Origin of the sequence: Lysinibacillus agricola, from assembly GCF_016638705.1 — a bacterium.
Lineage (GTDB): Bacteria > Bacillota > Bacilli > Bacillales_A > Planococcaceae > Lysinibacillus > Lysinibacillus agricola.
Window position 1 is genome coordinate 2,418,733 of the sequence record NZ_CP067341.1, and the last position, 23,955, is coordinate 2,442,687.

General features: G+C 38.3%; 21 protein-coding genes. 15 read left to right on the plus strand and 6 right to left on the minus strand.

The annotated features are described in order from the left end of the window. Nucleotides 1–70: 70 nt before the first annotated feature. Together FJQ98_RS27550 and FJQ98_RS11565 are read right to left on the minus strand one after the other, a co-directional pair. Nucleotides 71–313: a M23 family metallopeptidase gene (locus FJQ98_RS27550; RefSeq protein WP_425492702.1), complete on the minus strand. Its 243-nt coding sequence runs from the start codon at nucleotides 311–313 to the stop codon at nucleotides 71–73. Continuing rightward, nucleotides 283–1,014 (minus strand): hypothetical protein, encoded by a 732-nt coding sequence (locus tag FJQ98_RS11565; RefSeq protein WP_053596955.1) that lies wholly within the window; start codon nucleotides 1,012–1,014, stop codon nucleotides 283–285. The genes FJQ98_RS27550 and FJQ98_RS11565 overlap by 31 nt, the downstream gene beginning before the upstream one ends. 273 nt (nucleotides 1,015–1,287) lie before the next feature. Here FJQ98_RS11565 and FJQ98_RS11570 point away from each other — a divergent pair, with 273 nt between their 5' ends. From FJQ98_RS11570 to FJQ98_RS11580, 3 genes are all read left to right on the plus strand, one after another. Then, on the plus strand, nucleotides 1,288–3,021 hold the full coding sequence (locus FJQ98_RS11570) for an ABC transporter ATP-binding protein (protein ID WP_053596956.1): 1,734 nt from the start codon (nucleotides 1,288–1,290) through the stop codon (nucleotides 3,019–3,021). Continuing rightward, nucleotides 3,018–4,829, plus strand: coding sequence for an ABC transporter ATP-binding protein (locus tag FJQ98_RS11575; RefSeq protein WP_053596957.1), 1,812 nt, complete (start codon nucleotides 3,018–3,020; stop codon nucleotides 4,827–4,829). The genes FJQ98_RS11570 and FJQ98_RS11575 overlap by 4 nt, the downstream gene beginning before the upstream one ends. 200 nt (nucleotides 4,830–5,029) lie before the next feature. Further along, a complete protein-coding gene (locus FJQ98_RS11580; protein WP_053596958.1) occupies nucleotides 5,030–6,130 on the plus strand; it encodes a lactonase family protein in 1,101 nt (366 codons plus the stop codon). Nucleotides 6,131–6,423: 293 nt separating this feature from the next. Here the strand turns inward: FJQ98_RS11580 and FJQ98_RS11585 are convergent, their stop codons facing one another. Further along, nucleotides 6,424–7,341 (minus strand): LysR family transcriptional regulator, encoded by a 918-nt coding sequence (locus FJQ98_RS11585; RefSeq protein WP_241774642.1) that lies wholly within the window; start codon nucleotides 7,339–7,341, stop codon nucleotides 6,424–6,426. 71 nt (nucleotides 7,342–7,412) lie between these two features. Here FJQ98_RS11585 and FJQ98_RS11590 point away from each other — a divergent pair, with 71 nt between their 5' ends. The 7 genes from FJQ98_RS11590 to FJQ98_RS11620 all read left to right on the plus strand — a co-directional run bounded on the left by FJQ98_RS11590 (nucleotide 7,413) and on the right by FJQ98_RS11620 (nucleotide 13,779). After that, nucleotides 7,413–8,627, plus strand: coding sequence for an MFS transporter (locus tag FJQ98_RS11590; RefSeq protein WP_201406700.1), 1,215 nt, complete (start codon nucleotides 7,413–7,415; stop codon nucleotides 8,625–8,627). Between the two features lie 365 nt (nucleotides 8,628–8,992). Next, nucleotides 8,993–9,526, plus strand: a complete 534-nt coding sequence (locus FJQ98_RS11595; protein WP_075807360.1) for a sigma-70 family RNA polymerase sigma factor — start codon at nucleotides 8,993–8,995, stop codon at nucleotides 9,524–9,526. Further along, nucleotides 9,510–10,394: a hypothetical protein gene (locus FJQ98_RS11600; protein WP_053596961.1), complete on the plus strand. Its 885-nt coding sequence runs from the start codon at nucleotides 9,510–9,512 to the stop codon at nucleotides 10,392–10,394. The genes FJQ98_RS11595 and FJQ98_RS11600 overlap by 17 nt, the downstream gene beginning before the upstream one ends. A 179-nt stretch (nucleotides 10,395–10,573) precedes the next feature. Continuing rightward, nucleotides 10,574–11,290, plus strand: a complete 717-nt coding sequence (locus FJQ98_RS11605) for a toast rack family protein (protein WP_053596962.1) — start codon at nucleotides 10,574–10,576, stop codon at nucleotides 11,288–11,290. 244 nt (nucleotides 11,291–11,534) lie between these two features. Next, the gene (locus FJQ98_RS11610; RefSeq protein ID WP_053596963.1) at nucleotides 11,535–12,077 is read left to right on the plus strand and encodes a sigma-70 family RNA polymerase sigma factor; all 543 of its coding nucleotides are present in this window, start codon (nucleotides 11,535–11,537) and stop codon (nucleotides 12,075–12,077) included. Continuing rightward, nucleotides 12,061–13,167, plus strand: coding sequence for a DUF4179 domain-containing protein (locus FJQ98_RS11615; protein WP_053596964.1), 1,107 nt, complete (start codon nucleotides 12,061–12,063; stop codon nucleotides 13,165–13,167). Before FJQ98_RS11610 ends, FJQ98_RS11615 begins: the two co-directional genes overlap by 17 nt. An 87-nt stretch (nucleotides 13,168–13,254) precedes the next feature. Beyond that, on the plus strand, nucleotides 13,255–13,779 hold the full coding sequence (locus FJQ98_RS11620) for a tubby C-terminal domain-like protein (RefSeq protein WP_053596965.1): 525 nt from the start codon (nucleotides 13,255–13,257) through the stop codon (nucleotides 13,777–13,779). Between the two features lie 138 nt (nucleotides 13,780–13,917). On the opposite strand, the gene FJQ98_RS11625 is transcribed toward FJQ98_RS11620, so the two are convergent. From FJQ98_RS11625 to FJQ98_RS11635, 3 genes are read right to left on the minus strand one after another with little or no spacing between them, the layout of a single operon-like run. Then, a complete protein-coding gene (locus tag FJQ98_RS11625) occupies nucleotides 13,918–16,431 on the minus strand; it encodes an ABC transporter permease (RefSeq protein WP_053596966.1) in 2,514 nt (837 codons plus the stop codon). Next, the gene (locus FJQ98_RS11630) at nucleotides 16,431–17,159 is read right to left on the minus strand and encodes an ABC transporter ATP-binding protein (RefSeq protein ID WP_053597032.1); all 729 of its coding nucleotides are present in this window, start codon (nucleotides 17,157–17,159) and stop codon (nucleotides 16,431–16,433) included. Before FJQ98_RS11630 ends, FJQ98_RS11625 begins: the two co-directional genes overlap by 1 nt. 52 nt (nucleotides 17,160–17,211) lie before the next feature. Next, nucleotides 17,212–17,673, minus strand: coding sequence for a sigma-70 family RNA polymerase sigma factor (locus FJQ98_RS11635; protein ID WP_343069274.1), 462 nt, complete (start codon nucleotides 17,671–17,673; stop codon nucleotides 17,212–17,214). 674 nt (nucleotides 17,674–18,347) lie between these two features. Between FJQ98_RS11635 and FJQ98_RS11640 the strand changes: the two genes are divergently transcribed. The 5 genes from FJQ98_RS11640 (at nucleotide 18,348) to FJQ98_RS11660 (ending at nucleotide 23,905) form a co-directional block, all read left to right on the plus strand. Then, nucleotides 18,348–19,292 (plus strand): DoxX-like family protein, encoded by a 945-nt coding sequence (locus FJQ98_RS11640; protein WP_053596968.1) that lies wholly within the window; start codon nucleotides 18,348–18,350, stop codon nucleotides 19,290–19,292. Then, nucleotides 19,289–19,900 carry a DUF4166 domain-containing protein gene (locus FJQ98_RS11645; protein ID WP_053596969.1) on the plus strand — a complete coding sequence of 204 codons (612 nt, stop codon included), beginning with the start codon at nucleotides 19,289–19,291 and terminating at the stop codon, nucleotides 19,898–19,900. The genes FJQ98_RS11640 and FJQ98_RS11645 overlap by 4 nt, the downstream gene beginning before the upstream one ends. Next, a complete protein-coding gene (locus FJQ98_RS11650; protein ID WP_053596970.1) occupies nucleotides 19,869–21,422 on the plus strand; it encodes a YndJ family protein in 1,554 nt (517 codons plus the stop codon). Before FJQ98_RS11645 ends, FJQ98_RS11650 begins: the two co-directional genes overlap by 32 nt. Nucleotides 21,423–21,482: 60 nt before the next feature. Further along, nucleotides 21,483–21,920 carry a hypothetical protein gene (locus FJQ98_RS11655; protein ID WP_053596971.1) on the plus strand — a complete coding sequence of 146 codons (438 nt, stop codon included), beginning with the start codon at nucleotides 21,483–21,485 and terminating at the stop codon, nucleotides 21,918–21,920. Between the two features lie 302 nt (nucleotides 21,921–22,222). Beyond that, nucleotides 22,223–23,905, plus strand: coding sequence for a methyl-accepting chemotaxis protein (locus FJQ98_RS11660; RefSeq protein WP_053596972.1), 1,683 nt, complete (start codon nucleotides 22,223–22,225; stop codon nucleotides 23,903–23,905). Nucleotides 23,906–23,955 lie beyond the last annotated feature (50 nt).

Consider the following 23,955-nt stretch of genomic DNA (forward strand, 5'->3'; position numbering starts at 1 on the left):
AGGTAAAATAAAGAAGTGCCCAGCTAAGAGGGAGACCTGGATTGAGTTCATAAAAGAAAAGGAGGCATTTTCATTCCTTTAGGTTATTGGAATGGCAATTGCGATTATCGTAATAACAAGAAAAAGAAATAAGTTTATAGTATCGTACTAAACTATTTCGCACTAAGAATCGATCATTAAATGTTATCGCTACACCTTTCCCATCCTTTTCGGCGTGAATGTGTAAATGTGGATCGCTTGTATTTCCCGAGTTTCCTACTTTTCCAAGTATTTGGCCCTCTTTTACTTTTTCGCCTTTTGCATAGGGGCTAATAAAACGGTAGCATCATGGTTCTCACATGATAGGGTGACATGATTTCCCTTAGGATTTTCTGGATCAGATTTAGGAGGAGGGAGATCAGATAAATCATTTTGGATGCTGACTACTTTTCCATTACAAGGACTATACAAATCATCTGCGAATATTTTATACTTATCCAATTCTTCAGGATATAGTCCACTTGCACGGGTTCCAATCGTATTTAATTTTAAAATGTCTAAAGCATATTTTTGACCTGGATGGGCTTGATGATAGTTCATTAACTCCTGATTGCCACCCTGTCCAACATAGTAGGTGCCATTCTTAAGTGGGAAAGATAACTCAATTCCTTTTTCGGCTACTGTATAGCTTTTTACGACCAAAGCATTATAAGTACCAAAAACCAAAATAAGGACAATATAAATACCAATTGAAAACTTTTGATCTAGTGTATATTTTATGGTGAACGGTAAATTACTTACCCTTTTCCAAGAAAAAACGAAAGTGACAATCAAGATAACCAACCAAAGAAAGCGAACATAATAACCAACCCAACTCCAGTTTCCTGCTTGAAATAACCAAACGATTAGTGCTGCAGTCACGAATGAGTCCAACAACCATTCCAGTTTACTTTTAAAAGTAGCTTTCCATAGCGAAATAATAAAGCTGGCAGGCAATACGATTAGCATACCAATGGAATAAAAGATTGGAAACACTATTTCTCATCCCCTTTTGATGCTTTATTGGAAGCTATAACATTATTGGCAATATATTTCTTCATCCTAATTTTCATTGCAACATAGTGATAATAGTAAAAGAACCTTTATCCCGGATTTCCCTAATTGAAGATATTCTAAGGTTGGTAGGCTGAACAACATTATCAATCGTGTCCCAAATAGTACGAGACACGAAAAATTAATTGCCACTTGAGAATGTTTTTCAGTTATAATTAGGAGCAAATGTGATTTAAATAGAACGGAGACGAAAGAATGCAGGCAGTTAGACAGTTAGGGCAGTATTTAGGGCCCTATAAATTTTTCACCTTGATTGCGCCATTATTAATGGTACTAGAGGTAACGATGGATTTACTTCAGCCGACCATTATGCAGCATATGATTGATACAGGTATTGCCAATGGCGACAACCCATATGTGCTGAAAATGTTCATATGGATGCTGATAAGTGCAGTACTAGGACTTGTTGGTGGGATAGGCTGCTCCTATTATAGTTCGAAGGCAGCTATTCATTTTGCATCGGATGTTCGTCAGTCACTTTATGAAAAGATGATGACGTATTCGGCAAAGGAACGTGATGCTTTTACGACAGGGAAGCTCATTACGATTTTAACGAGTGATGTGGAAAGTGTTCAGCGTGCGTTTATGATGACGCTGCGTATTTTTGTGCGTGGCCCACTTTTATTTATTGGAGCTGTCGTTATTGTTTTTGTGACGGCACGTGAGCTATTTTCCATACTTCTTATTATCGTGCCACTGTTAATTATTGCGATGTACTTTTTCACCAAGTATTCGGGTGTCCTATATCGTAGGGTGCAAGAGGCAATTGATAGTGTCAATACGAAGCTTCAGGAGAATTTAGCGGGGATTCGTGTCGTCAAGGCATTCCGTCGTGAAACGCAACAGATTGAACAATTTGGTGCTCTTAATAATACGCTGACAAAACGCTTTATTACAGCTGAACAAATCGTTGGCGTGCTCGTGCCGTTTACGATGTTCGTTGTCAATCTAGGGATTGTAGCAGCACTTTGGCTGGGTGCTATTAAAGTAGAAGCCGGTACATTGCAGGTTGGGGTGATTCTCGCTTTTATTAACTATTTAACGATTATACTAAATGGATTAATGACTTCTAGCATGGTGCTGATGCAAATTGCACGTGCTATTCCTTCGGGAGAGCGTATCGTAGACGTCTTAAACAAAGAAGTAGCGGTCAAGGAAGCAGAAAATGCACTTACATCACCAATTCAAGGAGAGATCGACTTTCAAAATGTGAGCTATCGTTATTATGAAACGGCTGAGGATGTCCTGAAAAATATTTCATTTTCGGTAAAACCAGGGCAAACGGTAGGTCTAATCGGCAAAACAGGAAGCGGAAAATCAACGCTAGTCAAGCTCTTACCACGTTTGTTTGACCCAACAAGTGGCGAAATACGCTTGGATGGAAAGCCTCTAAAGGATTATGCATTACCAACTTTACGAAAACATATAGGCTTTACCTCTCAAAAAGCATTACTATTCTCAGGTGCAATTGACAACAATATCCGCCTTGGTAAGGAAGATGCAACGTCAGAGGAATTACAGCAAGCTCTTAATGCAGCATGTGCCACAGAATTTGTGGAGCGACTTGATAAAGGCTTAGCGCATGAACTGTCACAGGGGGCAACAAATCTCTCTGGCGGTCAAAAGCAGCGACTTTCGTTAACGCGTGCACTCGTAAGACAGCCAGCTATTTTAGTGCTGGATGATACAACATCTGCTCTTGATAGCGCCTCTGAAAGACATGTCCAACAAGCCATTAGCAATGAATATAAAGACACAACGACGTTTATCGTGGCGTCTAAAATTGCTTCGATTCAACAGGCAGACCTAATTTTAGTATTAGAGGACGGCGAAATAGTTGGTCAAGGTACACATCAACAATTATTACAGAATAATAAGTCCTACCAAGCAATTTACGCTTCACAGCAAAAGGCTGGTGAACAACAATGAGTCAAAATCAACCGAAGCAAATGAATTTTGGACGTGGACCACGTATGGCAGGGCCTGCTGAAAAGGCTAAAAATCAAAAGACAACGATCTATCGTGTGTGGCAATATGTGAAGCAGCAAAAAATAGGGCTTTATTTCTCTATATTTTTTGTTATTGCCTCGACGTTTTTAAGCTTAGCAGGACCGTACTTAATCGGACATATCGTTGACGAATACATTATGAAAAAGGACATTGCTGGTACGGTTCGTTTAGGTATTGTACTAGCAGTTATCTATACAGTAGCGTCTATTTTTACATGGCTACAAACCTATGTCATGATTCATGTGGCCTTGAAAACAATTCGAACATTACGGCTTGAACTATTTAAAAAGCTCCAAACGTTAACATTGAGATTTTTTGATCAGCGAGCACTTGGTGATTTAATGAGCCGTGTGACCAATGATATCGATAATTTAAATACTGCACTTGCACAAAGTGTGACACAAATCGTATCGTCAATTTTAACAGTAATTGGTGTTAGTATTGCCATGTTCTCTCTTAGCTGGCAGCTAGCGATCGTGACACTTATTATTATTCCGCTAATTGTTTTTACGACAAAGCAAATTGTCAAACGTAGTAGTAAAAACTATGCGGCACGTCAACGTGATTTAGGGAAACTCAACGGTTATATTGAGGAGATGATTACAGGGGCGGAGGTTGTAACTTTATTTGGGAAAGAGCAACAAACTATCGAGACGTTCCATAAGCAAAACGAAAATCTCCGTAACTCGGCACAGCGCGCAGAAATTACTTCAGGTCTACTAGGGCCAATTAATAACTTTATGAATAACTTAGGCTTAGCTATTGTCATTGGCACGGGGGCATTTTTATCAGTAAAAGGTATCGTTTCTGTTGGCGTTATCGCTGCGTTTGTCACGTATACCCGTCAATTTTTCCGTCCGCTGAATCAGCTATCCAATCTTTTGAATACCTTCCAGTCAGCGATTGCAGGGGCAGAACGAGTCTTCGAAATTTTAGATGAACCTTCGGAAGTAGCTGATAAAAAGCATGCTATTGATTGTCAAAGTCTAAAAGGGGAAGTGACATTTCAACATGTGTCCTTCAGTTATTTGCCAGAGAAACCAGTACTGCAAAATATTAACTTCCATGCCAAGGCTGGTGACACCATTGCACTTGTCGGACCAACGGGATCAGGGAAAACAACCATTATTAATTTGTTGACTCGTTTTTATGATGTTGATGCAGGTGAAATTTTAATTGATGGTCAAAACATCGAGGATTATAAAATGGCAACGATTCGTCAAAGAGTGGGTGTCGTGTTGCAGGATACGTACTTATTTTCTGGGACCATTCGTGAAAATATTCGTTTTGGAAAGCTTGATGCCACGGATGCAGAGGTGGAGGAAGCGGCGAAAATAGCCAATGCCCATAATTTCATTAAATATTTACCTGCACAGTACGATACACCTGTACAGGCGGGCGGCGCAAACCTCAGTCAAGGTCAACGCCAATTATTGGCTATTGCCCGGGCAATTTTGGAAAATTCGGATATTTTAATTTTGGATGAAGCAACGTCCAGTGTGGATACGCAAACAGAGGTCGATATTCAAAAAGGTCTACAGCATTTAATGCAGGGACGCACAAGCTTTGTCATTGCACACCGCTTAAAAACAATCGAAAATGCCGACCAAATTCTTGTTATTCAACAAGGTGAAATCGTTGAGCAGGGCAATCACCAGCAGCTCATGCAAAAACAAGGCATTTATAGTAACCTCCAGCAAAATCTTTTGCTAGAGCGAGTGGAATAAGATATAGAAGGCTGTCTATTAAGTATGTAAAAACTTTTAGACAGCCTTTTTAATTTTGTAAATAGAGAGAAATTAATAATAATCCTGACACACGTGCATATTCATAAGCAGATGATAATCCTTTAAACCAATTTACATTAATTTTAGGGAATTGAAATCGTAAAAGAACCATATAAAACTATAAAAGGAGGAAAGTTTTTATGAACAAAAATCTCTCTGCAAATGTGAGTATGGTTTACATGATGACAAATAATCAAGTGATGAATCAAGTCATTGCTTTTTACAGGGACACAAATGGGATGCTCGCCTTTGTGGGTGCCTATCCAACTAATGGTAGAGGTACTGGTACAAGGAAAGTTTCTGCTGCAACGCCAAACAATGGTGTCGATCCCCTTACGTCACAAGGAGCTTTAACCTTGTCTCGTGATGGTCGTTTCCTACTCGCAGTAAACGCAGGCAGCCATAGTATTAGCAGTTTTATCATTAGTGACAGCGGTGCGCCTGTTCTCGTGGATGTGAAGCCATCGGGAGGTGCTCAGCCAAATAGTGTAGATATATTTGGAGATCTTGTCTATGTTGCCAATGTAGGGTATGCCGCAAACAATTTTGCATCGAACATCATGGGTTTTCGGATAGATGAACACGGACGCCTTACTCCTATTGCTGGCTCCTCACGTTCTCTCAGCACTATCAATGCCGAGCCCGCTCAAGTTCTTTTCACGCGTGATGGTAATAAGCTCCTTGTAACCGAGTATACTTCAAACCGTCTTAGTGTTTACAATGTAAATCAAAATGGTACGGTTACAGAACCGACCGTTAATGACTCTTATGGTGATGGCCCATTAGGTGCCTATTTTTTATCATCTGGAATTCTCTTAGTTACTGAAGCAAGTTCGAATGCCCTGTCATCCTATTCAATGAGCAACGACGGGATTCTTCATGTAATCAGTGGCTCTGTACCAAACGGCTATAAAACCGCATGCTGGGTAATCACGACAAGAGATGAACGTTTTGCATTCATAACTAATACTTTAAGTGGCACTATTTCCACTTACCGGATCGATCCCAATGGTGCACTGTCAGTAGCAGGGCATATTACCAGTACACCAGTTGGCACTGCTCCAGGACTGCCGATGGATGTTGGAGTGAGTAAAGATGGACGGCATTTTTACACCCTTAACGGCAATCAGGGGACAGTCTCCGTATTTGCTATTCAAGGGAATGGAAGTCTAGTTAGATTGCAGGTTGCTGCTTGGACTCAACTTCCTTATTTTGGCTCGCAAGGGTTAGCGGTTCTTTGAATTTATTGAGCGTTGGGTGATAAATAAAAAAAGTTGGGTGATAAATTTTAAAAGTTAGGTGATAAATAAGAAAGGTTGGGTGATAAATTTTAAAAGTTAGGTGATAAATAAGAAAAGTTGGGTGATAAATTTTAAAAGTTAGGTGATAAATAAAAAAAGTTGAGCGATAAATCAAAGTTAGGCGATAAATTTAAAAATTAGGGCGATAAACCTTGGAATTGTTCCGATAAATCAAAAATTTGTTCCGATAAACCTTGAAATTGTTCCGATAAATTAATTTGGACCCTATCGAACTAGCTTTGTTCGATAGGGTCTTCCAGCAACAACGATTCAATAACTTGTTTTAATTGAAAAATAGAAGATTGTTTACTTTCGCTTTTCTTGTAAATAAAGACAGTTTCTATCACCTTGTTTAGCTGCTGCAAATCGTAATAGTGAATGTTGGGATAGTTATAAAGATCAATTAGTTTTGTATTTAACACAGCAATCGAATTGTCTATTTGTAGGAAATCAAGAATACTACTTACTGATTTTATTTCTTTCATCGTAAATGGAATTTGATTCTTTTTTAGCCACTCTGCCATCGCATGTGTATACATACAGCCTCTGCTTAACACAAGTAGTGTAACGGGTGAACGTTCCTCAAAATTAATGATACATGTATTATTCGATATGACTTCAAAAGTTTCTGTTGCAATCATGTCATAATTTAAATCAGAATAATGTTTAATAGGATTACTCGTGAGTGCACAATCCATTTCGGCATTGTGTATTTTTTGATTTAAAGAAGTACTGGATTCCACAATGAAATCGACATCTAAAGGAATATTATTTGTCTGCAAGGCATTCATAATGGGTGCGCCATAAATTTTGATCGTTGTATGTGAAGTACCAAAGCTAATTTTTGTGTCCGTTTGTGCCGATCCAATTGCTTGTAAAAATTCATCGTATTCCTGTGTCATAAGCTTTAAAAAGTTTAAATATTGTATGCCTACATCCGTAATCTTCAAGCCTTGTGGTGTACGCTTAAAAACCTCTTGGCCAATTTCAGCCTCCATTTTTTTCACTTTAGAAGTTAAGGCAGATTGAGTATAATTCGTCATTTCTGCAGATTTACTGAGATTTTGCCTCTCCAAAATTTCGATTTTTAATGTTATTTCTTCTATGTTCATGTTGTATTTCACACACCTATAAAATTTTTTGATAGCCACTATCACTTTCCTCCATTTTACGCATTCCTAGGGCTAGCGTAAACTCTTGTACATAAAGTTATTCTACACAAATGAATCAGTGTATCGGTATTGGAGGAATTTTCATGAATACATATTATAAATGGATTATCGTATTAGTGGCTACGCTTTCTCAAACTGCGGCAACTTTTGTTACGTACGGCATGGGACCAATTGCTACATTTTATCAAATTGAATGGAATTTATCATCGTTACAAACAGGATTTATCGTTTCTGCAGTTAATATTGGGCCAATTTTCTCAATGATTTTGTTTGGCTATTTAATGGATAAAAAAGGGAAAAAACAAATCATCGGATGGGGCTCCATTTTATTAGGGTTCTCAGCTTTGCTACTAATGTTAGTAAATGACTATACGGTATTGTTAATTTTATTACTAGTCGTGGGGATATGGTACGGAAGTGCGCAAACAGGGGGCAGCACGGCAATCGTAAAATGGTTTCCAGACAAACATCGCGGGCTGGCGATTGGCATTCGACAAACAGGCATTCCAATCGGTGGAGCTCTAGCATCAGTCATTCTCACATATATGTACCATCATTTTAGCCTGTCATCAGTGCATCTTGTTCAAGGCTTGGTAGCTATTGCTGGCGGACTACTCTTTTTACTTATTTATCAGGAGCCTAAAAATCGCGTAACGGTAGCAGCAACATCTGTAACCTTAAAAGAGAAGCTCAACGCCATTAAAAATAATAAGAATTTATATCCAATCTATATTGTAGGAATCGTCATGATGACCTTACAAATGATACTCGTTGCCCATTTCATGAGTTATTTACATCAAGAAGGAGGTTATTCCTTAACGGAGGCGGGACAATATTTAAGCCTTGTATTAATAGGAGGAATGGTTGGAAGGGTAGCTATTGCTTGGATTAGTGATCAATTTTTTGCACAGAAGCGAGAACATTTATTAATGATGGTGATGGCGGGTGCAGTTATTCTTACAGTAATATTGCCACTTATGCTACATGTGGAAATTTTGATGCTACTGTTTTGTTTTGTATTAGGCTTTGTGGCTCTTGGGTGGTATTCATTGTTCATTGCTTGTGTGACAGAACAATCGAATCCAAATTATGTAGGTCTAACTGTGAGTGCAGCTTTGACGTTGAATCAACTATTTATTGTGATTGCCCCAACGTTATTTGGATTCATGGTCACTATTTTTTCAAGCTATCAATTGGCGATGGATATTGTAGCGATCTTTGTAGCGCTAGGTGCAGTTAATTTATATAGATCGATAAAAAGGTGAATTTTGGCTCATTACCATAACATGGGGTTGATTTCCGTTCTGACTGGGCGCTTTGTTGTTGCTGCCGCTTCGCTTTCGCACAGATAAAACATTGTTGCTGACGCTTCGCTTTCGCACAGATAAAACATTGCCGCTGACGCTTCGCTTTCGCACAGAGCAGAGCTTCCTGGGGGCGTCCGTATGCCGAGGCATAATTGATTAGGAGTGGCTATGACGCTTCTCTTGTCAACTTAAAAGCTTTAGTGGAGGGAAAGGATATCCCTTAACATGTAAGTTTCATGGAAAAAAATTTATTTTTTCATGAAACTTTTTCATTGTTCATTAGTCTAACTATAAATGCTTTTGAAGCAAAGGGGGCGAGCAAAATGTTAAAAGAACAGAAGGACGCTCACTTATCTAGTGCTATGACAATTTACGGAGATTATTTATTACGAGTATGCTATACATATGTTCAAGATTGGACAGTGGCCGAGGATTTGGTACAAGACACATTTGTTAAATACTATGAGAAAATGGACCAGTTTCGTGAAGAAGCTTCCGTCAAAACATATTTATATCGAATTGCGATCAACAATTGCCATAGTTATCTTTCAAGCTGGCGCTATAAAAAAATACAAGTCATTGATTACTGGGACAAATTAAAGAGCCTTTCCAATAATCCTGAGAAGGAAGTATTGATGGGTGAAACGGATGCAATGCTAGTGACATCGATTGAAAAACTTCCAACGAAATACAAAGATGTACTACTACTATTTCACTTTGCCGAGTTTTCCTTAAAGGACGTTGCAAAACTGTTAAAGCTACCAGAAAATACGGTGAAAACACGATTAAGGCGAGCGCGTCAAATGGTTGGGATCACGCTATTGGAGGAGGGGTTCGAATATGGATCAGATTCGTAATGCCATCAACGAAATGTATAAGGAAGGTAAATTCTCTCATGAAAGTCATGTAAAAACGTTTCAAAAAATCAATCAAAAAACGAAGAGGCAAACACCGTTAACGCCTATTATCCTAACAGTAGTCGTATCAGGATGTCTGTTAATCAGTTTAAAGCTAATGCTATCCCAAAATGATTTCCAATCAACGACGTCGGCAATCATCGATTCAAATCTTTATCCAGAAAAGTCTGGGAAGTTTAAAGACTATAGCGTATTAAAGCGTCCTTGGATGGTAGTAGGGTTAGCAAGTACAGTCTCCTTATTTATTTTTGCATTATTTGCTTTGATGAAAAAATGGTTTTGGCGTGTACTACTATGTATCATCATTATGATTGCCATTTTAGGAAATATGTCTGAACGAATTGGCTATCGCGTTTACGTACAAAATGAAGCGGAAATTCAAAATGCTATAAAATGGGGACCATTCCATCCTAATACTGTTAAAATGAATGATACAATAACGATTCAACAGTATAGAATTGGCTATTTTTCGGAGAATGGCTTTCAAGGTATATCAATTTTCAAGCATAATGGAAAAGGCTATGCATTAGATTTCTTTATACAGAGTGAATTAGATACAATGACTGCCGTTTATTTGAAAGACATCCACTACATTGTTATTCCATTACTTGAAAATCATAACATCGAAAAATTAATAATAGACACTGATGCTGAGCGAATGGAGATTGCAGTTGATTCGAATGTAGCACAATTAGTATCAGTACCTTTTAAATCAGAAATAGCTACTTCACAATTGGTGATACATGCATTGGATCATGAAGGAAAAACCTATATTCTCTATAATGATTCAAAAATTTTTACCTATTAACAGTTACCCCGTATGAAGGTAAGATGCCTTCATACGGGGTTCATTTTTGACATATCTATGAAATGAGTCGTCCCTACGTCTTAGGTCTTAGAAGAATTTAAAGCGGAGGGTCGTTTTTAATAATGAATATTCCTATATAATGAATTTATTGGAAGATTATATAGCGGGAGGAAATTACATTGAAAAAAATTATTGGACTTGGTTTAGTTATGGGTGCTTCCTTATTTGTTATATCTGGGTGTAACTCAGTCATGCCAGGTAAAACCAAAGATGAAACAATTCTAGTGGAAAAGGATAAAGCAGAGAGGTTAGATGTTGAATTACAATTTGGGGTTGGAGAAATTACAGTTGAAAAGGGTGCCAAGGATTGGGTTGAGGGGACTGCTCAATATAATATTGATAAACTGGCACCAAAAGTTAAATATGACTTACGCGGCAAGACAGGAAAAGTAGTGATTGACCATAAAGGTTCTACTAACGTGCGTCTTGGAAAAATAAAAAATACATGGGATATCGAACTGAATGAAGATATTCCAATGGACCTGTCAATCGAAACAGGTGCCTCGGATGCAGAAATTGATTTACAAGGGCTTCAGTTGGAAAAATTAGATATTGAAACGGGTATTGGTGATCTAAGTGTGAACTTAGGTGGTGATTGGAAAAAAAGCTTCGAAACGAATATTGAAACAGGTGTTGGGCAAACTACTGTCATTTTACCATCAAAGGTTGGTGTAAAACTTACGACAGAAGAAGGCATCGGCACTTCAAATATAGAAGGTTTAATTTCTAAAGGTAAAGGGGTTTATGTTAACGAAGCATATGATAAAGCTGATGTAGTATTAGAGGTTAATTCAGAACTTGGGGTTGGCGACATTACTTTTAAATTGGATAAATAAAGAAAAGTTTAGTAGGCTACTTTAAGTTGAAGTAGTCTACTTTTTTGGTTCTATAATATTAGTTACGGTATACATACATCGAAACAGAGTGACGGAGAGAACCGTCAGAGCGACGGAAAGTATCGACTGAACGACGGATAGGACTGCCGAAGTGGGGTTCACCCAACAATTGAAAAAAGAATTTTAACAAAGTGAAACCTTTTGATAGAGTTATTTACTCTAAGTATTGAAAGGGGGAAACAGCATGGAACATGATTTATCTATCGTCAAACAGGCTATTGCAGGGAATAAGGAAGCGTTTGAGCAGCTACTCATTCTAGAGGAAGAAAAACTATTCTATGCCGCGTTTTCTTATGTTGGCCAAAAAGAGGATGCATTGGATGCTATCCAAGAAGCAGCATGTAAAGCCTATCTAACCGTTCATCAGTTAAAGCATCCAGAATTTTTTTCCACATGGCTGTTTCGCATTTTAATACATGAATGCTACCGATTGCTAAAAAAAGGGCAAAAAATTATTCCTTATGAAGAAAGTGAATTATTAAATCGGTTACAGGAGCAAGAAAATGTTATGGCGAATCCAATCGATTTATCGGATGCCATACATCAATTGAATCATTCTCAACAAATGGCCATCATTTTATTTTATTATCACGATTTACCGATTAAAGAGATTTCTGAAGTAATGGAAAAGCCTGTGAGCACTATTAAGACGTATTTGCATCGTGGAAAAAAACAGTTGAAGCGAGAATTAGAAAGGAGTGCAACGTTCAATGAAAAAGCCATTTAATGAAAACGGACCCCTTCCAGAATTCCCTAGAGATGAGGTACGAGCAGCAATTACCAAAGGAATCCAACAAGCAGAGGAGCAAACAAATATGACTCAAACACCTGTGCAAATGAAAAGAAAAAGTAAACGTAAACCATTATTATATGTAGCAAGTGCGGCGGCCGCATTTAGTATTATGATCGGTTCTGTCGCATATGTATCACCAACTTTCGCAAGTACATTATCACAGCTACCAATTGTCGGGTCAGTATTCAGTAACTCAGGCTTACCTGGCCTAAAACAAGCTAGTGAACAAGGGTTAACAAGCACTGTTGGAGAAAAGCATACAATTAACGGTATTTCTGTAACCGTAGATGAAATCCTTTATGACGAATCTAATATTACGGTAGGACTTACGATTGATTCTGAAAAGGAATTAAGTGAGAATTACTTCGGGGCAGGACCGAACTTTACTATTAATGGTAAAAACCCTAAAGTGAGTTCTGGTGGCTATGGTGAAAAAGATTTAAATTCAACGGTCCGTACAGGCATCGCAAGATTTGAAGTGAAGGAGGACATGCCGGATTCCTTTGAAATGGGCTTAACGTTAGAAGGGAAAGAAGGGGAAAAGTGGGAATTTATAGTTCCTGTTAAAAAGATTACGAATACTATTTATGTTCCAGTTAGTCATCAGCAACAAGCAGAAGGCATTCAACTCGATGTGTCCAAAATTTCATTTAGCCCATCAGGTATAGCACTTGACTATAAAGCTACTGAAAAGGGGACAATTGATAATCCACAAGTAGGTGCATCGTTTATAGAATTCCGTATTACAGATGAGCATGGCAAGGAAATAACATCGCATTCAGGTGGGACAGAAGGTCATTTCGATAATGGTGTATGGAAATTTAGTAGCACCAAGTCCTTTGACCCGATTTCAGACGTTGTTCAAAAATTAACGATCTCCCCTTATTTATCGCTTCCTTCAGGCGGAGGTGGCGTACAAATGGATAAAGATGGTACAGAAACAGAAATACCATTTGATAAGTCGTCACTAAAAGAAGTGAAGTTCCAACCATTCACAGTCGAAGTACCTAAGCAAACTAAATAAACATTCAAAGCGTCAAATACTACCTTTGTATTTGGCGCTTATTTTGTGTTAGTTTATAGGAAGCAACTGAATGAAGGAGCGAACGGATTGAAGATTTATACATATAAACAACCAGCGGCCATTGAGTCAACGGAGTCAGTCGCAATTTTAAATGAAGCGGGCGAAGTATCGTCTACTGTTCAACGTGTGTATTCGAATGGATTGAAAAAGGCGTTTGACCGCACGATGGACTATCGTTATTTTGTACGTTTTGATGTTAGCGATATTGCTGGTCAGGCTCTTTTTACATGTAAGAAGATGTCGCGTCGTGGGCGAGTGCATTTTCGAGGGAAGGATTTCGTTACAGGCAAAGAGTATATGATTGCCTATGATGGCTGGCAAATTATGATTCCTGATCTAATCATCACAGATGGCGTCCAAAAAATAAATTTGAACAAGGAAATGGAGGACTGGTCCGTATTTTCTCTTGACGATCAACCGATTGCTCGCTGGCAGGCTGTCTTTTGTGAGACACATTTTGAGATTACGCTACAAATTGAAGACAACAGCCCGATACAGCATGAAGCCTTTTTTATTGCGATCGGACAAGCAGTGTTGTTTGTAGGTGCGTAAGATGTCGATAAATTTGAAAAAGTGTCCGATAAACTGAAATAGTTGGGTGATAAATCAAAAAAATAGGGCGATAAACTGAAACAATTGAGTGATAAATGAAAAACAGACCCTCTGCTACAAAAAAGGGTCTGCTTTCGTTTAAATATCAATCATTTCATTTGCCAATTTTTTACGACTAATCCAGTAACCTTGTAGCGTAAAGACAATAAGTGTCGCGCCTAAAAAGACGATACTCGTAACACCTAATGTAACGAAGTCATAAGATCCTCCATCAATTGTGAACATTAATTTTGTAACTAGAAGTCCAAGAAATGTCCCAACAGCCAGTCCATAAAGGACAAAGGATAACACTTGCGTCAAAATCAGCTTAATTAATCCTCGAGGTGAAAGACCAATAAGCCGCTGGATCGCATAATCGGCACGTCTTGAGTAAATGGAGTGAAGCAATGTTTGCAATACGCCAAGACAAGTAGCAGAAATTAAAATAACAAAGACGCCAACAAAAAGGCTCCAGCGCTGGAAGGTCATTTCATCGTTTTGCCTGATAAATGTCTCTTTATCAGTAATTTTTAAAGCTGGCCAACGCTCTTGTAAGTAAGAGAGGTCAGTTAATGCCTGATCTGTATCATCTGTTTCCACGATAATGTCTGTTATATTTGTTCTACTAATACTTGTTGTTTCAAGGTTTGAAAGGAAAGAGGACCAATCAACCATTAAATCGGAATCATTAATTGGAGAATCTACAATATCAATAATTTGAAATTCGCCGATAGGAACTTCTTGATGTAATGCATTATCATAGGTACCTGCTTTTAAGTGATCCCCAACAGTTAATTTATGTTCTTTTGCAAAACTTTCTTTAACAATAAGCCCATTTTTAAAATCACCTTCAATAGCATCTAGCTTATCTAATTGAACATATTTAGGAACATCTATCGCAATAATGTCATTTGATGTCCATTTATCATCAATCAGTAATGAGATATAAGCAAAGTTACTTTGTGCATAGGCATAGGACACGCTCGGCAATGCCTCAATTTCTTTTGTTAGAGCAGGTGTAATAGTTGGGTCATTTAATTCATTTTCAATTTTAATCGACGTTTCATATTGAGAGTTAATATACTCATATGAGTTTTGCTGAACCGATTTAAATAAAGAGCTGCCGAAAATTAAAATGACCATTAACCCGATAATGCTAAGTATAATCGGTGTATTTCTTCGTACCTGTGGCATAAGCTGATGACACGCTAAGTATGCTTCTTTGCCGAACACAGTACGAATAGGCTTCAATGAAATTTTGAATAGTGCTGTAAAGAGATATGGCATTATATAAAGGAAAATTCCACTGACAAGTAATGTGCCAATTAAAATCATGAGTGCACCTTGCCCACTATTCTTTCCGACTTTATAAGCATTCAAAAACAAGAATAGGGATATGACTGCAGCGCCGCTCACAATAATCGTTTTCCATTTTGCCCATCGTAAACTTAAATTTTCATTCTCTGTTGCGATTTGTAAAGGTAATAGACTAGAGCTTTTATGGACTTGCCACTTTGTGATTAGCTGGAGCAATAAAAAGCTTACAATAGCAATCCCTAACACAAAGATCATCGGTAAATTAGTTTTTGCATCTGGCATTTTCATGATGCTAATGAGCTGTGGTAGCCAACTTTTTATTACTAATAAACTGATCGATGTCCCCAGCAATACACCGAAGCCGATGATTAAAGATAATTGCAATTGTACAATGCGTCCTACTTGCTTTGTGGAGGCGCCAAGTGCACGTAATACCATAAGCTGTTCTTTAATTTTGTGGAATAATAGTTGGAACGTTGACAGTAGTAAGACGCTTGAAATAAGTAAGATAAAGAATGACAGAACAATCATAAAAATCATTAATGCTTGTAAATTTCTCTTGAAGTCATCATAGTCACTCATGACATCGACACGTAATGTTCCATCGAGCTGTTTCAAATCCGTACCAACTGCGGTTGCCACATTATCTTCCGTTTTTATGAGTGCAAACATACCGGCTGTTTGTGCATTACTATTTTCCATCCACATTTTCAACACATCATTTTGTATTAGGATTATATTAGGGCTATCTGTGCCTTTTAGAGGTGGAAGTATTTCTTGTATCGTAAAGTTGCCTGTATCTGCTTCAACTGAGTCTCCAACCGTTTTATTAAAAGTAACGTTTAGAGTATCGCCAACCTCTTTGTGGAAGAGACGCGCCACATTTTCAGTAATAACAACATCATTCGGACCAAGATTGACATTAAAATGATAGCGGCTTTTCACTAAGTCATCGCTTTCAACACCAACTGTATAAAATGATGTGCTTTTTTCATTTTCAACAATTGTATGAGCTAGTGACACACTAGAAACTTTTGTCACACCTGGCATTGTCTCAAAATTTTCGATTTGCTGAGAAGTTAATAGCATATTTTGCTCGGGATTATAGCCGACCATTATATCCATTTCTCCATATAATGCTTGTATTTCTTCCTTCATTTGACTATTAGCATTCCATATGTAAACACTCATTGTCATGACAAGGCAAATAGAAATGGTAATAATACTTATACTCGTTAATACATTGGCCCACGCTGCACGAAATAGCTTCAGAGCAATGGTACGCATCGTAAACATTACACATCACCTCTAGTAACCAGCTTGAACTTTGATAAAATGCAATCTAAATCCTCAGCTGTTTGCGTATTTTGATAGGAATCCACAATGGCACCATCATGGAAGAATAATACACGGTTTGCATAAGTAGCCACATAAGGGTCATGTGTCACGAGTAAAATGGTTTGACTCATATTGTTTTGCAAGTTTACTAACAGCTCTAAAATTTCATCTGTCGTATTCACATCCAATGCACCAGTCGGCTCATCGGCCAGTAAAATTGGCGGGTTTGCAATAATGGCGCGTGCTATAGCTACTCGTTGCTTTTGACCACCAGAAAGCTCATTTGGTCGATGCTTTGCCCAGGCAGCAATATTTAGTTTTTCCATCATTTGCTGTACACGTACTTTGATCTCTTTACTTGGTACATCATTGAGGATAAGGGGGAGCGCAATATTATCTTCAACTGATAAATCCTTCAACAAATGGAATGATTGAAAGATAAAGCCGATATTCTCTTTACGGAATTTCGATGCTTTTGGCTCTTGATAAATATCATGCGCTTCCTTTCCAAATAAGAATAACGCTCCTTCAGTTGGTTCATCGATGGCACTAATCATATTTAGCAGTGTACTTTTACCAGAACCGCTCGTCCCCATAATGGCCACCATTTCACCTTGATAAATCGTACAATGGATATTTTTCAATGCATTGACCGTATGATGCTTTTGTTGAAAGATTTTTGACATCCCTTCAACGCGTAACACTTCTGTTAAACGTCCCTCGGGAATTGGAATCCCATTAATGACTTCTTTCAACGGATTGAACCCATTCATCTATATATGCCCCCTTTAATTGTTGTCGTAAAGCTTGTAAGCCTCGGCGAATATGAGTTTTCACTGTGCCCTCAGGACATTGCAAAATCACAGCAATATCCTTTACAGAGTTGTCTTGATAAAAACGTAATAGTAAAACCGTTTTATATTTTTCCTCTAGCTTGCAGAGTGCATGCCATAAATCTAGTTCTTCTTCGATATATGTAGGTGATGTACTATTGAGATCCTCTAATGAATGTGGTTCGACAAGCTGTACAGAGTTTTTCTTGGCAAGATAGGTTTTACAGCAATTGATAATAATGCGCGTTAACCAGGTAGAAAAATATTGAGGATCCTTTAATTGAGGTAGGCCCTCATACGCACGGATAATGGTCTGTTGAAAAACTTCTACGGCGTCATTTTCATTTTGGACATAAACATAAGCCATTCGATATAACTTATGTTGCTCTTGTTCAATAAGCTGATAAAATGCTTGCTCATCTCCGTTTTGCGCTAACTCTACAAGTGATTCTTGCTTTGTAGTAATGAAAATCGCCTCCTTCTGACTATTAGACTTGGCAAACCATCATTTCGATTCAACTTTTTTTATTTTCTTCGAATTTAGTGGGTAATCACGATAACGTAGGGTTGATTTCCGTTCCGACTGAGCGCTTTGCTGCTGACGCTTCGCTTTCGCACAGAGCAAAGCTCCTGGGGGCGTCCGATGAGCCGCTTGGGCCAAAAGATGTTTTTTGCGCGAAAGCGTAGTGCTAACGTAGCGGCAGCAGAGGGTTTTGTATGTGCGAAAGCGTAGCGACAGCAACAGCACGAAGTTGGTCACGAAGGCGTTATCACAGGACATGATGCTCTTAGCCTTCGTTCCTCTACTTTCCAGGGTCTCATCTGTGACGTTGTGATCCCCAAGGAGTCGCCCAGTCGGAACGAAGATCAACACATACAAATGTTATCCCTACTTTTGGGGTTGTTCCAATTTAATAGATAAAGTCCAATTTATGGTGATAAATTAATTTATTGCTATAATACCATTAAAGAATGAAAGTTATTGAAGTTTTATATTTTGAAAGGTAAAACCGACTAGCTTGCTTGAAGGAGGAAATATAGATGAAGAAAAAGCCTATTTATGTGGAGGTAGATATACTAGCACCCATTGACGAGGCTTGGACCTATACCCAAAATCCAAAGCTGCATGAGCAGTGGGATTTACGTTTTAGCTCAATTACATATATCGATAAAAGTTCACCTGAAGAACCACAGCGCTTTACCTATGAGACGAAGGTGATGCCAGGTTTGAAGGTAAGTGGCTGGGGTGAAAGTAAAGGGGAGCATCAGAAGGAAGATGGCACCAAAACATCCTCGTTACATTTTGGCACGCCTCAAAAAATATCACCGATTGCAGAGGGGAAAGGATACTGGCAGTATATTCCTCATAACAAGGGGCTTACATTTTTAACGCAGTATGACTATGATGTTCGCTATGGAAAATTAGGGAAGTTATTTGATGGTGTGTTTCGTCCAATAATGGGCTGGGCAACAGCTCTTAGCTTCGATGTCTTAAAAAGATGGCTTGAAAAGGGAGAAAATCCTTATTCTCAGTATCGTCGCTTCTTTTTAACAATCCTAATTAGTGTGCTTTTTTGTTTTGTCTGGCTATACCATGGGCTTGTGCCGAAAATCATCGTGCAGCATCCGAGTGAGGTGATGATGGTTGAGGAATTACTAGGTGGGGGAACTAGTCAGCTTAGCGATGCTGGAGCATCTAAGAGCAACGCTACTCAAATAGTAAGCTGGATTGGTATTGCAGAGATGATCTTTGCACTTTGTTGGCTGTTACCTCGAGGGAAGCGCTTATTGTTTGGAGCTCAAATTTTACTGTTTCCGCTTTTAACAATGGGTGCCGTGCTAGCAGATAAAACGATTGCTACTGCTCCATTTAATCCAGTAACACTTAATGTAGCTTTATGGGTATTGTCCATTATTGGGTTTGTTCTTAGTAAAGATATGCCAAGTGCTAAAAGCTGTAAACGAAAGCGAGGAGAAACAGCATGACGATTTATCAAACTTTATTAGGCGAGGATTTTACACGACTTCATCCGAAGCTACAAAAGCGTTATGCATTACCTGTAGATCAACCTTTTTATGCAAAGGGTGTGATGCATAAAATTGAGTCTGGTGCAAAGTGGCTGCGTCCCTTTTATGCTATGGCTACAAAAACTAGATTCCTGTTTCCTGAATCAGGTGAGGATGTGCCATTTTCAATTTGTAATACTTGTCGAGTATTGCCAAGCGGAGAACTAGAAGTATTATGGGAGCGTACCTTCTATTTTTCTAACAAGACAAGATACTTTGATGCGAGGATGACGGTTGATCCAGTTCAAAAAATAGTGAAGGATTATTTAGGCTCACCGGCTCTTTTTTATTCAGATTTACATTTCGCGGTGACAAGTGAGGGGAGATTGGTCATTCGTTCTGGTGTTCAGCGATTTGTAGTTTCTCAAATAGAATGTCCGATACCAAAAATGTTGGAAGGACGTGTTGTTGTCGAGGAAGGATTTGACAACAAAAGAAATGTGTTTACGATTCATGTGTCCATCCATAATCCATTGATAGGGAGGTTGATGATGTATGCTGGTGAATTTACGCAACAATCTATGTAGTCCAGTCCTAGTATTAGGGCTTGTGCTGTCGGTCGTTTGTTATTTGTTTAGCCCTCAGCCTGAATATATGTTGCTACTGACAGTCGCACAGCTTATTTTTGTTCCTGCGATGGTGAAAATGGTTATTGCCTTTAACAAAGCCGGTGATGCTATTATTGTCGTGATGATGGTTGCAATTACGATGCTCCACTGGTGGTCTGAAGGGTCGGTAGCAATCGGTCTTGCGCTTATTTATGTGCTTTATACGGTGTTTATAGCTATACAAGGTGTGAAGCGATTTTTACAGCGAGGCTTTACAAACATGGCAGAAATCTCGATTGATGTTGGACTTATCTATATATTTATCGGAGGACTATGGTTTTTTGCTTTTATCGCAAACATCGATACAGGTTTTTCATCATTGATAACGTGGTTAACAGCCATTCATTTTCATTACTCAGCTTGTTTATTAGCGATTTCGATAGGTCTTTTTGGGCGAATACATAATAGTAGATGGTACAATGCGGTCGTTGTTATTTTATTGACAGGCCCGCTCCTTGTTGCATTGGGTATAACGTTTTCTACGATACTAGAAATTGTTTCAGTGGTACTTTATATCGCTGCTATTTACAGCTTATTTTTCCTTGCTCTAAAAACGAAACTCCCTCGTGGGCAAGGCTTACTTTTACGAATTTCCTATGGGTCTCTATGTGTCACGATATTATGGTCATTTATGTATGCATTTGGTCATCTTATAGGCAATGTCTATGTAGGAATACCAGAGATGCTAAAATTTCATGGATTCATGAATGGTGTTTTCTTCGGTAGTGTAGGGGTGCTGGCTTGGGCTGTAGCTATTCCAGAAACCACACATCAACCATTTCAATTTCCAATCAGCCAAATTCGTGGGAAATTGCGAGAACAAAGTGATCCACATCCTGGTTTAGTCGATTCGCTTAGTGACTTTGTTGATACGACAAAACTGCCTCACACGATTCCACATTTTTATGAAGAAACAAATCATTATCGTTTAAGGGCATCTGTAAAGTGGAAACCCTGGTTTAAACCGTTTGCTTTGATTTATCAAGGCTTAAGTCGTTTCATGCAACAGCTAAACTTACCCTTTTCCAGTAAGCAAATTGAGATGACAGGCAGGATTGTTAAAGTAGATGAGCTGCAAGATGGGCGTTTAGCTCCACGTGCATGGATTCGTAACATAGACAAACAAACAACCTTTGTCGCAATCTATTCGAAGCATACAACAGAGCAAATAACATATATGAATATTGCGCTCCCACTGCCTTTTTCAACAATGATTGGGGTGTTATATTTATATGAAGATAATGGTGATTTACATTTAACGAGCAATCACGATGGAGATGCGGGGATTTATTTAGCAATCAATCGTTTTTTATTCAAACTACCTTTACATGAACATTTTACGATTACGTCAAAGGATGAAGCAACACTAACGGCTGTACACAAAATGCGCATTTTCGGTCTAGCTTTTTTACAAATTGACTATCAAATAACAAGAAAATAGATCTTTATTGAAGGAATCTGCCTGTCTTTACTCGAAGGTAATAATAAAAGGGGTGATTCGTTGCGATTAACGAAGGGCATTTCAGGTTTTGATGCAGACCATTTAATCGAACAGGATATGCGTAGATTTCAGTCGATGGTTTATCATTTAGCTACAAGTGAACAACGAGCGAAAGCTTTGCAATTTATTGACCAACCACACTTTGTTTATATGCAAGCGTTGATTCAAATGGGGGATGAACAATTCACAATTCTTCATCATAGACTAATGCCTTATATTGCGTTTGCTAAATTTGATGAAGAACTAAACTTTCAATTTTTAACGAAGCCTCACTTACACAAATATTTTCCGATGCGCAAATGCCTTGTCGCAGATACACTAAACATATTGCTGACACAGGATAAGGAGCTTCATAGTTTATCTGAGGTTGAATGGAAATATATTTCACACTTTGACAGTAAAACAATCGGAGACGTTATGTTTAATTATTGGGATTAATGATATTTCTATAGAAGGGAACAGCTGACTATTGAGGCTGTTCCTTTTTTAGAGCAAAAGTCTTGTTTTAACGTTTTAAGGTAGTTCATCTGTTTGTTTAGATATTTCGAAAGATGCTTAAAATTACATAAAAATGTACTAGTTATTTCTTTTAATATAGAAAAAATTCTCAAATCATCCAAGTCCAGCTTAAAAATGGTAGATTACTAATGATGTGCAAAATTTAACTTCCTGTTGGCCAAAAGCCTCTGGTAGATAACAAGGCACATTAGATTGCATTCGGAAAATAAGGAGAATTTGAAATGAATTTCAAGTCAATAAGTAAAAGAATCGTTTTTTCCTTCAGTATTGTAATAGCAGTAGTGGTTTTATACATTGGTTACAATTACTATGCAGTATCACAAAGCAACAGCGCAACGGAACAAATCGTTGATGAAGAATTACAATTACTCATTACAGATTATGAACAAGCTCAAACGATTGGGCTAAGAATTGCCGCAGCTAGAGGGTATGTACTTTCTGGTGAAAAAAAGTATAAGGAAATATTTGAAGAGAATGTAAAGCATGCTGAAGAGAACGAGAAAATACGTTTAGCAATATCAGAGTCAGCAGATTTCAGCAAGTTTGCGGAAATGGCGAAGGAATGGAGCAGGTATGTTGAACAGGAAGTATTTACTGTTTATGATCAAGGCAAGATTGAACTAGCGACGAAAAATTTAGCTACTATGAATGAAAAGGCTACGGAAATACGTGAAGGCTATGAGGGGTTAGCCGAGCATCGTAAACAAGCGATTAATGTGTTAGGCGCAGACATTATTAAATCAGGAGAGAATAAGCAGCTTACAGGCATTATCGTTGGAATTGTCATTGTTATCGTTGCAATCATAATTGCATTGTTAAGTGCTCGAGTCATTTCAAGACCAATCATCACTTTGACAAATCGTATGCAACGAATTACTGAAGGTGATTTAAGTGAGCCTGCACTTATTGTGAATTCAAAAGATGAGGTAGGACAGCTTATGGAAGCGACTAATGCGATGTCGGATATTTTGAATCGTTTATTAAAGCAAATTCAAACAGTATCCAATGACGTAGCTGCGCATAGTGAAGAGCTCATGCAATCAGCGACAGAGGTGAAAACTGGTACGGAACAAATTGTCGATACAGTCACTGAAATCGCGAGTGGCACAGAGGTGCAGGCAAGTAATGCATCAGATGTAGCTACAACAATGGCAGAATTCACCTTAAAGATGACAGATGTCAATAACAGCAGTAAGGATGTTCATCAGTATTCCAAAAATGTCATGTCTTTAACGAAAGAGGGACAAGGTTTAATGGATGCATCCACTGAGCAAATGACATCCATTCATCATATTGTGAAGGATGCTGTTTATAAGGTAGACGAACTAAGTAAACAAACACAGGAAATCTCAAAAATCGTGTCTGTAATACAGGATATAGCTGCGCAAACGAATTTACTGGCGCTTAATGCTGCTATAGAAGCGGCTCGAGCAGGGGAGCACGGTAAAGGTTTTGCGGTAGTTGCAGATGAGGTTCGTAAACTCGCTGAACAAGTAGCCGTCTCAGTTGACGATATAACAAGTATTGTACAAAGAATTCAACAAGATTCGAACATGGTTACATCTTCACTAGAAAATGGCTATGGAGAGGTTGAAAAAGGTACAACACAAATTGCTTCTACAAATGAAACATTCAGCCAAATTGCAAAGGCTGTTTATTCGATGTCAACAAACATTGACAGCATGTCGACAAAGCTAGAAGAAGTAGTACAAAATACTGTGAATATTCATAAATCAGTGGACGAAATTGCAGCTGTATCAGAACAATCCGCTGCAGGCATTCAAGAAACCTCTGCAACTGTCGAACAAGCAGCAAGCTCTATGGATGAGATCAACAATAGTTCCGAAAATTTAGCGGGCATGGCAGAGAATTTGAACGAGCTCATTCGAAAATTTAAATTATAATTAAATCTATCGGAATTTCACACTTTCATCACATTTAGACTGTATACTAT